Source organism: Streptomyces glaucescens, assembly GCF_000761215.1.
Classification (GTDB): domain Bacteria; phylum Actinomycetota; class Actinomycetes; order Streptomycetales; family Streptomycetaceae; genus Streptomyces; species Streptomyces glaucescens_B.
Genome location: NZ_CP009438.1, coordinates 1 through 13119, shown reverse-complemented (window position 1 = coordinate 13119; position 13119 = coordinate 1). Strand labels below are relative to the sequence as shown.

General features: G+C 69.5%; 13 protein-coding genes and 2 pseudogenes. 10 read left to right on the top strand and 5 right to left on the bottom strand.

What is annotated here, in order from left to right; all coding sequences use genetic code 11:
* Positions 1-216 precede the first annotated feature (216 nt).
* Together SGLAU_RS36010 and SGLAU_RS00065 are read left to right on the top strand one after the other, a co-directional pair.
* Entirely contained in the window at positions 217-477 is a 261-nt protein-coding gene (locus SGLAU_RS36010) for a hypothetical protein (RefSeq protein WP_043497204.1), read from the top strand.
* Positions 478-993: 516 nt separating this feature from the next.
* The gene (locus SGLAU_RS00065; RefSeq protein ID WP_159072741.1) at positions 994-1281 is read left to right on the top strand and encodes a hypothetical protein; all 288 of its coding nucleotides are present in this window, start codon (positions 994-996) and stop codon (positions 1279-1281) included.
* A 173-nt stretch (positions 1282-1454) separates the two neighbouring features.
* Here SGLAU_RS00065 and SGLAU_RS00060 read toward each other — a convergent pair whose 3' ends face one another.
* Complete coding sequence (locus tag SGLAU_RS00060) at positions 1455-1838, bottom strand: hypothetical protein (protein ID WP_043497199.1); 384 nt, start codon at positions 1836-1838, stop codon at positions 1455-1457.
* Between the two features lie 307 nt (positions 1839-2145).
* On the opposite strand from SGLAU_RS00060, the gene SGLAU_RS00055 reads away from it, so the two are divergent.
* On the top strand, positions 2146-2799 hold the full coding sequence (locus SGLAU_RS00055) for a hypothetical protein (protein WP_043497197.1): 654 nt from the start codon (positions 2146-2148) through the stop codon (positions 2797-2799).
* Between the two features lie 120 nt (positions 2800-2919).
* Here SGLAU_RS00055 and SGLAU_RS00050 read toward each other — a convergent pair whose 3' ends face one another.
* Positions 2920-3705, bottom strand: a complete 786-nt coding sequence (locus tag SGLAU_RS00050) for a hypothetical protein (RefSeq protein ID WP_244315130.1) — start codon at positions 3703-3705, stop codon at positions 2920-2922.
* Here SGLAU_RS00050 and SGLAU_RS00045 point away from each other — a divergent pair, their 5' ends adjacent.
* The 6 genes from SGLAU_RS00045 (at position 3706) to SGLAU_RS00020 (ending at position 10015) form a co-directional block, all read left to right on the top strand.
* Positions 3706-4797, top strand: coding sequence for a hypothetical protein (locus SGLAU_RS00045; protein WP_043497195.1), 1092 nt, complete (start codon positions 3706-3708; stop codon positions 4795-4797). It begins immediately after the preceding gene.
* 102 nt (positions 4798-4899) lie between these two features.
* Entirely contained in the window at positions 4900-5082 is a 183-nt protein-coding gene (locus SGLAU_RS00040) for a hypothetical protein (protein WP_043497193.1), read from the top strand.
* A gap of 618 nt (positions 5083-5700) precedes the next feature.
* Positions 5701-7824 carry a HEAT repeat domain-containing protein gene (locus SGLAU_RS00035; protein WP_052414018.1) on the top strand — a complete coding sequence of 708 codons (2124 nt, stop codon included), beginning with the start codon at positions 5701-5703 and terminating at the stop codon, positions 7822-7824.
* 78 nt (positions 7825-7902) lie between these two features.
* Positions 7903-8559, top strand: a complete 657-nt coding sequence (locus SGLAU_RS00030) for a helix-turn-helix domain-containing protein (RefSeq protein WP_159072740.1) — start codon at positions 7903-7905, stop codon at positions 8557-8559.
* Between the two features lie 56 nt (positions 8560-8615).
* On the top strand, positions 8616-9161 hold the full coding sequence (locus SGLAU_RS00025) for a hypothetical protein (RefSeq protein WP_043497188.1): 546 nt from the start codon (positions 8616-8618) through the stop codon (positions 9159-9161).
* A gap of 329 nt (positions 9162-9490) precedes the next feature.
* Complete coding sequence (locus tag SGLAU_RS00020) at positions 9491-10015, top strand: hypothetical protein (protein WP_043497187.1); 525 nt, start codon at positions 9491-9493, stop codon at positions 10013-10015.
* 436 nt (positions 10016-10451) lie between these two features.
* Here the strand turns inward: SGLAU_RS00020 and SGLAU_RS36860 are convergent.
* The 3 genes and pseudogenes from SGLAU_RS36860 to SGLAU_RS00010 all read right to left on the bottom strand — a co-directional run.
* Positions 10452-10628 (bottom strand): annotated as a pseudogene (locus SGLAU_RS36860) (ribosomal protein L7/L12); the annotation flags it as partial.
* Between the two features lie 77 nt (positions 10629-10705).
* Positions 10706-11209: a hypothetical protein gene (locus tag SGLAU_RS35120; RefSeq protein WP_052413519.1), complete on the bottom strand. Its 504-nt coding sequence runs from the start codon at positions 11207-11209 to the stop codon at positions 10706-10708.
* Between the two features lie 50 nt (positions 11210-11259).
* Positions 11260-11622, bottom strand: a pseudogene (locus SGLAU_RS00010) (ATP-binding protein); the annotation flags it as partial.
* A gap of 675 nt (positions 11623-12297) precedes the next feature.
* Between SGLAU_RS00010 and SGLAU_RS00005 the strand changes: the two are divergent.
* Entirely contained in the window at positions 12298-12483 is a 186-nt protein-coding gene (locus SGLAU_RS00005) for a hypothetical protein (RefSeq protein WP_043497186.1), read from the top strand.
* Positions 12484-13119: the final 636 nt, after the last annotated feature.

The following is a 13119-nucleotide window of genomic DNA, read 5'->3' as shown; positions in this document are numbered from 1 at the left end:
AACGACGCGACACGCATCCACGCCGACCGCCGCCTCTACATGACCGCCCCCCCCCGCATCTTCGCCGCCCCCAGCTGGCCGAGTCCGCCGACACCACCCGCCCCCGCCCCCGCCGCCGACGCCCGGCGGGGCAGGACGTGGACGCGTTCGCCAACTCCATGGACAACGAGGCAGGTATACGGCAAGAAGGTCGTCGAATATCCCCTCGCGCAGGCCGTGGCGGACGGCCGGGCGGCGGACTACCGCATCGTGGTGCCCACCCTCACCGGCACCGACCTGCGCCGCCGCCTGAACCTGCCCGCCCCGGGCAGCGCGACCCCCAACGGCACTGTCGGACAGGACGGAAAGGACGACGGTGCGCTGCGCACCACCGCCCTGCACCTGGCCGTCCTGCGCGCCATGACCGAGCACCGCCTGAAGAAGGTGCTGCTGACCAAGGTCGGAATCGGACTCACCCGCGTACCCGCCGGGCAGTGACGCACCGCGCGTCGCTCGCGCTGCTAACGCTGGAGCGGTGCGTCGTCGACCTGGCCAGCCCGGTACGCACAGGCGACCGGCTGCTCGGCGTGCCCGAGATGGCCGCGCTGGGCGGCATCACGGCCTCCGCACTGCGGGGCTACATCGCCCGAGGCGAGAACGACGTGCCGCTGCCCCAAGCGGAGGTCGGCGGACGGCCCAGTGGTCCCGTCCGGTCGCCGAGGACTGGGTCGAGGCCCGGCCGAATGCCGGGAGGCGCTGCGGGCTGCGGTGCCTTCGCCCGCTGGCGCGGCGTGGGCGTCCCCGGCGCCGCGGTTGCCCGGCCGGTGACGTCGCTGTGGCCCGCCGCCTGCTCGCGGCCCGACGAGATGCTGCCTGCCGCGCCTGGCCAGCGCCCGCGCCGGGTACCGGCGGCAGGACGAGACGGTAACGCCGCCGGCGTTCTACGTTTCCGCCCGCCTGGGACCGGCAGGCCGTCTTCATCACGAAGACATCGGCCTTGGGCGGAAGGAAATCATGATGAAGATCATCGAGGACGGCCTCTACGCCCATGACCAAGCCGCCGGCGGACCGCTCGCCGAGGCAGCCCTGCGGCGCGCGGGCGAGGCCGGGCGGCGGATGGAACGGCTTCAGCAGGACCCGGGCGCACTGACCGACGCCCAGCTGCGCGACGAGGTGCGCCGCGCCCTGCGTCACTTCATGCAGCGCGAACCGCACATCGGCCAGGTGACGAGCCTGGCTGGGCAGATCCGCAGGGGTACCCGCTGCGCCTGGCTGGTGTCCGACCGGCTCGCTCTGGCCTGACCGGACCCGCTCCACCGTCCCGGCCCCTGTGCACCGGGGGCCGGGACCTCTCCCTCATCTGGCCGGTGCGAGGGCTGCCCATGTATGGCCTGGGCCGACGAACAAGAGCCAGGAGCCGGCCCCGGTCTCCCGTACGAGCTGTGCAAACCCTGCGCGGCGGCGGCCTTCGCCGTTCAGTCCACGCCGTTGAGATAGTGGGTGCGGGGACGCTGCCGGGAGACGTCCGGTCGGAGCCGACGCTTGAGAACGTTCCAGCGGTGCCGGGCGCCTTTCCGCGAGACGTGCCATGCGCGGCCGAGGTCCGCGAGGCTGGCGCCTTTCTCGACGGCCCGCGAGGCGTAGATCAGCCGAAGGTCGTCCAGCGCTTTCTGGTGGTCCTCCACAGCCGTCAGCAGAGCGAGCATGGCTTCCTTGTCGCTGTCGCCGCCCCATCGGGTTGATGACTGGCTGAGCGGCAGCATGACGCCGCTCTGGACGCGCTGGGAGGCCACCGACTTCGCCGCGTGCCGCTGGACCAGCGTGTGCAAGAGATGCAGACAGTCCCGGTGATCCGCCATGCGACAAGAGTACTTGTCGCCTTGTCAGGCATGCTTGTGCCGCTGACCTGGGACAACAAGAAACGGTCTTGCTCTTTCCGCAGCGCTGAGCCAAAAATCACCGCGTCTCACCCCTGCCCGAAAACACCGGGAGGGTAAGACAGCACGGGCGAAGGAGACACCTCCTCGCCCTTTTTTCATGCCCGCATCCGGGCGCAGCCGGCGCCGTCCGGCTGCCGCGCCACCCCTTCACGGGCCCCGCTCACCACTGAGCGGGGCCTTTTCCATGCCCGCGTCCGGCCGCGGGCTCTGCACGAAAGGAACATCCATGCCCGACATCTCCCGTGACCCCGTCTACCTCTGGCTCATTGGCGCACGCCCCACCACCGGGGCCGCAGCTCCCACCCCGGCAGACATGCCTGCCCGAAGGCCGGCCGCCGCTTCGGCTGCCGACATCGCCCGCCGTGAGGGCATCGACCTGGGCGACCTCTCCGCCTACCGGCCCCGCGACCGACGCGGCCGCCGGGGAAGGGGACACAAGCCCACCGTGCTCGAAACCGTGACCCGCTTGGCGACGGTGAGCTTGCGCATCCCGCGCCAGGCGGCACTCACGCACGCGCAGCGGTGGGCAGCCTCGGGCATCACCACGCCGGAGGAGGCCCTGGAATGGATCAGGCTGCTGGGCATCGGCGGCCTCGAAACGGCACTGCGCCTGCGCAGGAAGTGCGTCACACCCGCCATGGAGAAGACCCGCCGGGAAACCGGGGAACGGGCCCAGCTCGCGGCCCGGGCCGCAGAAGACCGCGTCTGGGCCGAGATCGCCGGACGGTACCGCCCCGGCGTTGCGGCCCAGCTCCGGCTCAACGGCTGCACCCTAGACATGCTCAATCGCGTCATCAACGGCAAGACCGCCGACCAGATGCTCCGCGAAGGACGCCCCGTCCAGATCGTCATCAACGCCCTGCGCGAAGCCCACGGCTGAACCCCGCGGTGCCGCGCCACCCCGCGCGGCCTTTCCCGCGCGAGGAAGCATGACTGCGCCCGCCGCGAGCCGCCAGGGGACGAGGTCGGCCTGCGGCGGGCACAGAACCCACTCTTTGACTCACAGGGAGGGGGACACCGGTTCGGCGTAGGTGGCGAAGAACCGGTCGTCGGTGAGCTTGTGGTGCGCGAGCTGCTCGCGGACCACCTGTTCGTCCGCCCACCGGTCCGGCGCGGCGGCGAGCGCAGCCGCGTAACTCGCCACAGCCTCCTTCAACTTGGCGAACGAGGCCGGGGTGACGACGCGCATGCCCGGCACCGCGGTGGCCTTGGCATCGGCGACCCGGCTGGGATGCAGCATCACCGCCAGGGCTTCCACCTCCGCATCGTGGTCGTTGAGCCAGCGAACGCTGCCGCCGAGCTGGTCCATGTCCTTCTTCGTGATCGTGGCGGTGGTGCAGCCCGTCTTCAGCTCAGTGACGGCCTGCTGCCCGGCCGAGAGCGCCCACAGGTTGTCCGGGCCGGTGCCGTACAGCTTCTCCGGGCGGCTGCTGGCGAACCCGAGATGCTCGCCCAGGCTCTTCCAGGCCGACTCGGCGTCGTCGGAGCGCTCGTCGTCGCCCCACACCACTTCCTCGAACAGCGCCTGCACGCCGAGCCTAAGGCTGATGCCGCCGCCGCGTTCCGCGAGGAACGCGGCGGCGGCACGGGACTGCACCGCTGCTGCCCTGAGCCGCACGGGGGCGGCGCCGTGCACGGACTGCAGGACGAACGTGTTGTCGGCCATCGCGCCGGCCAGGGCCTGCTGGGCGGCCACGGGGTCGGTCAGGTGCAGGTAGGCAGCCTTCTGCTCCCGCAGCCAGCCCCGCAGCGCCTGCTGGCGGTTGTCACGGCCTTGAAGGAGCATGTGGCCTGGCACTCCCCGGCCCGTTTCCAGGTCGCAGCCAACATCGCCCGCGAACTGCTCACCGGTCCGCAGGCTGAGGCCAACGAGCGGTTGCTGCAGAAGGAGGGCGAGGACTCGGACGATCTGTACCTGGACACCCTCTACGCCGACGGAAACCGTCGGGCCTACCTGCAGCGGGGATTGACGAGCTACGACTGGAGCGGGCGCGGCGGGGGAGCGGTATGGCGCGCCGAGCGCCACGTCGGCCTGGACAACCTCGGGGACTGGCTCACCGGCCGCATCCAGACGGACGCGGACCAGTACGTGGTCCGTCCGCCCGGCTGGGTGTTGTCTCGCCCGCCGGGCTGGCACGCGCTCGTCCCCGATCCCACACACCCCGGCCGACTGCCGCAGCCGTACGCGACATGGACGGATCAGGGCCGCGCCCTAGCCTTTCCCTACCGCGACGGGCAGGCCGTGTGGCCACTGCAGCGCCAGCCCAACCGGCTGGGCTTCGAACCCGTGCCCGGCGTCGAAGCACTCCTCGCCCCCGCGACCGGCCTCAAGCCCGAACAGGCCCTCAGCTACATCGAGGCCCTGCTCGTCGACTGGAACCACCAGTTCGACGCCGACGACGACCCCGACCTCCGCCTTGCCTTGGACGTCCCCGTGGGCCCGGCCTACGACTTCGGCCTCATCAGCGCCGAGGAACGCCAGCGCGCCATGGCCGATGCGCGCGCGGCGACCCTGAACAGCATGGACGAGGTCATAGACCTCCTCACCGGAGTCGATTGCGACGAGGAGGATCTTCAGTACCTACGACAAGTGCGTGGCAACGTCCGTCAGTTCGCGCAAGTGGCCACCCGCCTCGACCCGTCGATCGGTGCACGGTTCCGGGCACACAAGGCGACTTGGCGGTGGCCCGGACTATCGGTGGCCGGCGAGTTCCTCGCCGGAACCTCCACCGACCTGGTGCAGTGGCTGGCTACCGTCGCGCACGCACGCAGCTCCCTGATCACACAGCAGTCCATGCAACAGGCATGGGCCTACGCGTTCGACCGCTACGCCCCCAGAGCCCGCCGCCGCATGTGGTACCCACCGATACAACACTGAAGAACCCTCGCCGTAGAACTGGATGCAGGCCGAGCAGAAAGCGCCCGGATTACTGACATCCCGCGTACCGCACCCGTACGCCCGCCCGAGGGGGAACCTTCGATGTACAACCCGAACCGACCGCTGATCTCGTCCGCTGCCGCCGGCATCAGCGGCATCGTCCTGGCCCTGATCGGCGCCCCGTGGTGGCTGACCGCCCTGGCCTTCACCTGCTTCGCCCTCGGCCTGCTCGTCACCGCCATCCAATCCGTCTTCCCCCAGGAATCCGCCCACCGGCTGGCCTGATGGCGCGCCCGCTGGAACCATCAGCACCGGCGCGGCACCCGCCACCCGGCCCCTTGCACCACACGGCAAGCCCCAGCCCGGGACCCTCATGGCGCGAAAGCTTCGTCATCGATGAGGATCAGCACCGGCCGCTGACCGAGTACTGGCGATCGACCCGCCGCCCGCCTGGACGCAGCCGTATGCCGCTTCTGGTGGGAGGCATGCCGTCCAGGGGGAGAGTGGCGCCCAGGAGCCGGAAGACGGTGATGCCGCAGATCCGAGCGGGCCTGAGCGGGCGGACCGTGCCGCGGGCCCGACCGGCGGCGTACGACACTCCTGCACCGCCGTAAGCCGGACGACCTCAAGGCGTGGTGGGCACCGCCCCGACTCGCCGTCACCGACTCCATGCTCACTCTGCGGACGCCATCCGCCTTCGGGGCACACTGTGCCGACTGCAACTGCTCGCCGGTCCGAGCGGTGTATGTGGTGTACGTGGCGAGCTCGGCGCGCAGGCCCCGGGCCTGCTGCAGCTCCTGCACGCCCCTTCACGCAGTCGCCACGCCCCGTTGGTCCTGGCCTGTGCCCGCGGTCTCGTAGGGTCCGGTCCCGGTGTCAGTGCCTCCTGGCATGGTTGTGATCATGTTCGACGGACTTCATGACATCGACTGGGCGTCGATGGAACACGCTTACGGCTCGGCGGAGGAGGTACCGGCGCTGCTGTGGGCGCTGCGTTCCCCGCAGGCCGAGGAACGCCGGAAGGCCCTGGACCGCTTCTACGGCGCGGTCCACCATCAGGGCGACGTGTACCCGGCCACGGCGGCCAGTCTGCCTTTCCTGTTCGAGCTGGCCGCTGACAGCGCCACGCCCGAGCGGGCCGGCGTCGTCGCGCTGCTGGTCAGCATCGGCCGGGAGTCCCTGGAGCGGGGTTTTGAGGACGACGGTACCGAGATCGAGTACTACCCGCCGATGGGCTGCGTGCAGGCCGTCGCCTTCCTGCGCGAGCGGGGTGAGGAGTTCGCCGAACTCGCCCGTGACAGCGACCCGGAGGTGCGCCTGGCCGCGATTGGCGGGCTCGGGCTCTTCCTCGACGACGCTGATCGGGCCGCCGCGGTGCTGCGTGAGAGGCTGGCAGCCGAGCAAGGTATCGCGGCGCGACTGCAGATCGTTCAGGCGGCGGCCACCCTGGTACTGCGCCTGCCGGCGGCCGCGCACCAGGTGATGGACTGGCTCTGCGGGCTTGCTTCCGATCCGGCCCAGGGCCCGGCGACTCGGCTGGCGGCTTTTGTCCAGCGGGCCCGCTGTGCCCCGGATGAGATCGGCGAGGACGTCGTAGCGGCAGCCGTCGGCCTGCTGCGCGAGAGTGCCCGAGCCGTACCCGTGCGGTCGATCGCGCCGGTCCCGAGCCGTCCGGCGGCACCTGCGGACAACGTTGCGCCCCAGATCGTCGCCGCGTTCGAGGATCTCGACCACTTCACGCGCGTGTACGCACCGACCACGGTCCTGCTGCGTACGTTCCACGAAGCCCTGGGCGCCCGGGTGCGAGAGCGCACAACGGTGCTGGCCGAGCAGTTGATCAGCCCCGATGCCGGCTCGCGCCTGGACGCGGTCCGGATGAGCGGGGAGCTGATGCGCACCTGGCGCGGGGACCACACCCGGCTCCTCCTGCTGGTCGCCGACCAGCTGACCACGGCCGACCAGGAGGTCGCTGCCGAGGCCGGGGCCGTTCTGGAGTCCTGCCATCCGATCGCCGCCCCGGCCCGGGAGGCACTCGCCACGCACATCGACGCCCAGCACGCGGCGCACGGCCCTGATGTGTGGGCCGCACCGCAGGCGCGGCTGCGCAAAAGCCACCAGGCGGCCGTCCGGGCATTGGCGCGCCTGGGCGACGCACGCGCGCTGCCGAGTCTGCTGGCCGCGCTGGACGGCGACGTCGACGCCTGGCGCGCGGTCCAGGTCGCAGGGCATCTGCCGCAGGCGGCAGATGAGTTGGTGCCCCGGCTTTGCGACCACCTGCGCCGGATCGACCTCTCCCAGCAGTGGACCGAGATGAGCGCCAACGCGCTCCTGGCCGCGCTGGCCGCGCTGGGCGACCCGGCTGCGGTTCCTGCGCTGGTGGACACGCTCGGCGCCGCGGTGCGCCATGAGCAGCACGACGTCACGCGATCAGCTCTTGAGGCACTGAAGGCGTTCGGGCCGACGGCGGCCGGCGTACGGGAGACGATCCGGTCGCTGACCACCGCCACCGATGCGCACGTACGGCCTGCCGCCGTCGCCGCGCTGTGGGCCGTCGGCGGTGACCTGGCCGAGGTCATGCCGCTCCTGCTCGGCCTCCTCGACGACCGCATCACCTTCCGGATCAGTGACGCGGCCGACTTGCTCGGCGAGATCGGCCCGCCCGCCTCCGCCGCCCTGCCGCGCCTGCGCCGCCTTCTGACGCACGACTACGAATGGGTCCGGGTGCATTGCGCGGCCGCACTGTGGGAGATCGGCGGCCAGGCCGAGGCACCGGCCGTCCTGGACACCCTGCTCCAGGCCTGGGCGAAGAACCCCGCGACGGCCAACCACGTCGTGGCCTGCCTGGACCGCATGGGCCCGCTTGCGGCACCGGCCCTGCCCCTGCTCCGCGAACAACTGGCCCTGCCCCGACGCGGCGGCAGATTCCAGAGCATCGACCATGACGAGGAACTCCAGCGGATCGGCCGCGCCCTCATCACCCGGCTCGAACCCCCAGCGCCGTCAGCCCCCGCTCCCCGAACAACCTGAGGCTGCGCCATCCTTGCGCCGCCGGCATCGTCGGTGCGCGGGCCGGCGATGTCAGTGCCACGCCGTAGGGTGCCGGGCATGGCCCGTTCCTGGACACGACTGCATGAGCATCTCGGGGCTGCGCCCGGCCCCTTGGACTTCGACATGGTCGCCAAGGCTGCTGCCGACCGGCTGGCGGAGTCCGACGACCTGGACTGGAAGGAACAGCTTCCGCAGCCCCCAAGGGACGGCCGGTGGAACGAGCTGGCCAAGGACGTCGCTGCGATGGCCAACACCCGCGGCGGCCTGATCATCTTCGGCGTGCGGGATGCCACGTGTGAGATGGTCGGTATCGACCCGGACGAGGTGAACATCGAGCAGTACGCCCAGTGGGTCCGCAACCACGTCCAGCCCTACCTGCCGGACCTCACCTTCACGGTCCTCACCTCGACCGACGGCACCACCAGCGTGCTGGTGGCCGACGTCCCCGCCAGCCCCATGGCCCCCCACCTCGTCTACGGCACCGCCGCCCGGGACAAGGACCAGCAGGCCGCCGTCGCCCCCTACCGCGACCGCGACCACACCGCCTGGATGGCCGAGCACCAACTCGAACGCGCCTACCGCGACCGCTTCACCCGAGCTCAGCGCGCCGAGGAGGAAGTACACCATCTGCTCGCCCACGCCCAGGAGACCGTGTCCGCCCAGCTGCCCTGGCCCGCCCCGAGCGCCCGCTACCGCGTACCGCTCCACGCCTGACCCGCGAAGAGACCACCGCCGTCGCCCAGGCCGCCCGGCTCCGGGGCCATGATCCGATGAGGCCCGGCCCTCTGGCCAGCCTGGAGGTCGTCACCGGCAACCCGCGGCCCGGCCTGCGCCGCTGGGTTTTCAGCACTCTCCTGCTGTCCGGTGCCCGCGAGGTCCACGCCGAACTGCACCACGATGGGACCGTGCTGCTGGCCGCCAACGTCTCCTGGAACGCCGCACGCAACCTGGCCACCGACGACATACCCGACGCTGGCATCGCGGTGTCCCAGGACTTCATCGGCGCCTGCTGCCGCGACCTGACCACCACTGCCTGGGAACTGGCCCGCCGACTTAGGATCGATAGCGCGCTGCAGCTGACCACGACCCTCACCGCCGTCACCCCCTCTTCCACGACGCCGCCGCCCGCCCTGGTCCCGGTCGTTACCGGATTCGGCGGCTTTACCGACGCTCCCAACCACGCCCGCCACCCTCGCCGGATCCAGCCTGTCACCGCCGTACTGACCCCGCTCGACGAGGCCGAAGCCCTTGCGGAGACCGCACAGGAGCTGTTCACCGACGTGATGAACCAGTTCGGCCTCGACCCGCAGCTCTGAGGAACGTCTGTCCCACGCCGAGCACGGCGACGTCCCCGCCCCGCACCGCGAGGCGCTCCCAGCCCGGGGCTTTCGCACGCCGCCCCGGCACCAGGATCCGGCAGGCCGGCCGCTGCGCCGTGACCCCGGCGGGACGACTGTCGTTGTTCCGGCTGGTGCCGCCCCTTGCCCGCGCTGTGACGGTGCCCGGCTGAGTGCCGCGTCAGCCCACGACTGACGCGGACAGGTAGGCCCCAGACGCGCCGCGTCACTCACAGCGCCCCGCCCGTGTGGCCACGCCACCCAGCAGGCGCCGGATCGTGGGACCGGCCGTAAGGGACGGCACGGCCATGACCTCCGCCCAACCACGCAAACGACCGCAGCGGCGCAGCGAAATCCCCCACGGTCCGACGCAGGACGCGGGCCTGCAGCAGATCCGCGATACCCTGCCGCCCGCGCCCGAACCCTGCACGGTCGAGCCCGCCCCGCGCCCTGTGGGCGAGGAGGTGCCACCGGAACTCCTGGCGCTAATCACCTACCACTGCCGCCGCATCAACGCCTACCTCGCCCGCGCTCAGCACCTGCAGACCCTGCACGGCGACGACATGAAGCAGTGGCAGCGCCTGGTCCTGTACGCCCTGACCGACGCCTTCGCCCACAACCACCTCCTGATCGGCACCCTCGCCGCCTACCTCCAGCGCCACGACCTCGACGCCGACCTGCTGCGCCGCTATCTGCAGTCCCCGGACCCCGGCCGCTACATCACCCGTGAGGCCGTGGAGCACCTCGACGGCCTTACCGGCGCCGTGCCGGAAGAAGCGGCCGAGCCGGTCTGGATGGCCATCGGCCGGCGCATCGCCCGAGACGGCGGCTAATGCCGCGTGCCGCCAGCGCCTCGGGCCAGCCGGTCTGACCCGGCGCGGACGGTTCGGCTCGGAACCGCCCGCGGGCTGCGTCGTCCGGCGGGGGCCCGCTGGTCATCACAGCAGTGGCCCCCACCGGCTCGAGAAGCCGGGAGCGGCTCAGGAGGCAGTGCGCACCGGCTCGGAGTAGGTGGTGAAGAACCGGTCGCCAGCGAGTTCGTGGTGGGCGAGCTGTTCGCGGACCACCTGTTCGTCCGCCCAGCGGTCCGGGTTGCTGGCGTTGCGGTGCTGAATGCCTCGGAAAGGGGAAGCGCGGCCGGAGGCGAAGCACGCCACTGAAAGCCGGTACTCGCTGCGGCTTCATCCTTCGATCATCCGGTGCCGCCCCTACCAGCGTCGGCGACTCATTCGATGCTCGCCGTGGCACCCACGTCCACGAGTCTCTCTTGGCTTCTTCCGCGGCGGACCTGGGGACACCCTCCTTAATTGGCTTTGGTACGTTTTCGACTAGCTCCCTGGCCTCTTTCGTGCCCAATCCGGTGAGCTCTCGGACGACCTTGACCACCTCGGTCTCATCGCTTCCGGCGCTCCCGAACAGAGTGGCTTCGTTCACCTTCAGTGACAGCGTTTGTCGACCAGTTTGAGCGGCGGTTAGCGATCTCTGGGGCGATGAATGTTCACGAGTTCTGACGGCGCTTCGCGTCAGTGATCTCGGTCTGGAGTCCGTGCGGAGCAGTCGTGTCCGTCGCCGGGCAGGCCCATGACGTTCAGCACGGGTTCCTCGCCTTCGGGGATCTCGAAGGTGAAGTTCGCTCCTGACGGGATCGCCGTGAGCGAGCACTGGTCGCCGAAGGTCAGCGGAGGGTAGGGCTCCCAGGAACAGCCGGCCTTGTCCAAGGCGGAAACGACGTCCGCGTGCTTGAGCCCTGCCGGGAAAATGCCCGTTCCTCCGACAGCCGACGGGGGGAGCTCGACGACGTCACGCCAGGTCTGGACGCAGATGAGGGAGACCTTGCGGCAGCGGCAAACACTCAGTTCAAGGTCTCCGTAGGCTAAGAGCCTCGGCCACTTTCTGTTCCGGCTCATGGTTCCGATGTCCCACGGCTCGCCGAGTGCCGCGGTCACATCGTTCCAGTCGGCTCCGCTGAACACCGGGCCCAGCCGACCTGTCTTCGCCATGCTGGTCAGGACATCGAGTATCTCCACGAGGCGGAGCCTGACAGGTGCCCTGACCAGCAGTCCAGCGGTTTCAGGGGTCAGCCCGCTGCGGGTTGTTCGGTTCGGGCTCGGGTGCTGGCAAGTCGGTAGGAGTCGGTGCCGGTCTCGATGATGGTTCCGTTGAAGGTGAGCCGGTCGACGATGGCCGCGCAGAGGCGGGGGTCGGTGAACGTCTTGGTCCAGCCGCCGAACGACTCGTTGGAGGCGATCGCGACGCTGTTCTTCTCCTCGCGTTCGGTCAGGACCTGGAAGAGGAGTTCGGCGCCGTGGCGGTCGAGTTCCATGTAGCCGAGTTCGTCGATGCAGAACAGATCGACGCGGCCGTAGCGGGTGAGGGTCTTGTTCAGCTGCTTTTCGTCCGCGGCCTCGACCAGCTCATTGACCAGCTTGGTGGCGAGTGTCGGCGTACGCGTGAACGTGCCCAGTCACGTACGGATGAACGTGCTCAGTTCGTGAGGTGCCGGAAGCCAGCGCCGGGCAGTCTGCTGCTTGATCTGTTGAGGCCTTCCCAGCGGCGGCACCGTCTGGCACTACCACGACTGGGAGCCGGCCGAAGAAGACCTCAGGCCCCGCAAGTACGAGTACCGCCTCCCCGACTTCACCACCTGAGCGCACACCTCCGGCCGCAGGAAGCGAGTCGACGGCTGACGCCCGGTCACCTGCCCTGCGGCCGGAGGACCTCAATGGGCAACCGGGCCCCCACGCCCCGCCTGGGCAGCCTCAGCCCGTCCGTGCAAAGCAATAGAAACGTCTGGGCTCCCTGAAGAGGGTTTGCTTAACTGTTTCTGCACGTCCAGACACAACCGATCCAAGGCTCTGTCAGAGGCTCCTGATAGGCTGTCATAGACAGCAAGCAAGAAGGGTATCGAGAAGCTCTCCAAGGGCCCCTGGAAAGGCACCTGACAGGTCGACAGAAGACCCCTGCCTGAGGTACTATAGAAAGAGAACAGGGCGAGTCGTACCCGAAACCAAGCACCAGTTGAACCATAGCCACACCTGTATTTTGCGCCGGAGGCCAGCACCCTCCGGCAAAATTATGCCGAAAAACAACTACTAATTGCAATCAAGGAGTCACTGTGAGTATTAACAGTCAGGGCGCAGCAGACCAGCACGCCAACCAGGAACAGCAGGAGGGACAAGAAGTGCAGCAGAACAACCGCCGGCTCCGTCAAGCAACCGGACAGCTGTTCAAGATAATCGTCCAGGGCATCAATTTTGTTGGTAATCTCCTCAGAGTCATCGAGTTCTTCGGAAGCCTGTGATATCCAGTCCACACTTCGATGAGGCCCGCGAACAACGCGAGGTCATTTTTTTTGCCCCGAACCAGTAGACACCGACGCGCATAGGAAACAGTCAAGCCGTCAAAGAAATACTGAACAATCAAGGAAGGATGTCTCGCACAGGAAAAAAATGACAGAAGTGAAGCACCCCCAGCCGAAGAATGGACCGGGGGTTCGTGTTGCTTCCAGTCTCTATCCCGTTTCCCACTTTGAAGCACCGGGGGCCCGGTTCTGCCAAAGTTACATACTGCATCGATGCAGGGTCACCGGCCCCCGCCGGGCAGGGCATGAGGCGCGGATCCGGATCCCCCGAAAATTCTGGGCGAGGGAAACAGACGCCCGGCCACCCCCTCCCCTCGCTGCCCGGGCCGCAGGCCCGTTGGCCGGCCCGCGCAGCGGGTTGGCCCGGGTGGGCGGAGCGCAGCGCCCCCCACCTTGCGGGGGGCGCAGCCCCCCACAAGCTCCAGGAGCGTAGCGGATGGAGCGTCACCGGCCCGGCGCAGCCGGGCCGGTGAGCTGGCCGCGCAGCGGCCAGCAGCGCTCACGCGGAGCGGGAGCGCAACACCCGCGCGCAGCGCGGGTGTTCGCTTGCCCATCGCGCAGCGATGGGGTACCCGC

Coding starts and splice junctions, on each gene's coding strand:
- SGLAU_RS00040 (WP_043497193.1), top strand. CDS start 4,900: ATGTACAACCCGAACCGACCGCTGATCTCGTCCGCTGCCGCCGGCATC.
- SGLAU_RS00060 (WP_043497199.1), bottom strand. CDS start 1,838: ATGGCGGATCACCGGGACTGTCTGCATCTCTTGCACACGCTGGTCCAG.
- SGLAU_RS00020 (WP_043497187.1), top strand. CDS start 9,491: ATGACCTCCGCCCAACCACGCAAACGACCGCAGCGGCGCAGCGAAATC.
- SGLAU_RS00030 (WP_159072740.1), top strand. CDS start 7,903: ATGGCCCGTTCCTGGACACGACTGCATGAGCATCTCGGGGCTGCGCCC.
- SGLAU_RS00035 (WP_052414018.1), top strand. CDS start 5,701: ATGTTCGACGGACTTCATGACATCGACTGGGCGTCGATGGAACACGCT.
- SGLAU_RS00050 (WP_244315130.1), bottom strand. CDS start 3,705: ATGCTCCTTCAAGGCCGTGACAACCGCCAGCAGGCGCTGCGGGGCTGG.
- SGLAU_RS00025 (WP_043497188.1), top strand. CDS start 8,616: ATGAGGCCCGGCCCTCTGGCCAGCCTGGAGGTCGTCACCGGCAACCCG.
- SGLAU_RS00055 (WP_043497197.1), top strand. CDS start 2,146: ATGCCCGACATCTCCCGTGACCCCGTCTACCTCTGGCTCATTGGCGCA.
- SGLAU_RS00065 (WP_159072741.1), top strand. CDS start 994: ATGATGAAGATCATCGAGGACGGCCTCTACGCCCATGACCAAGCCGCC.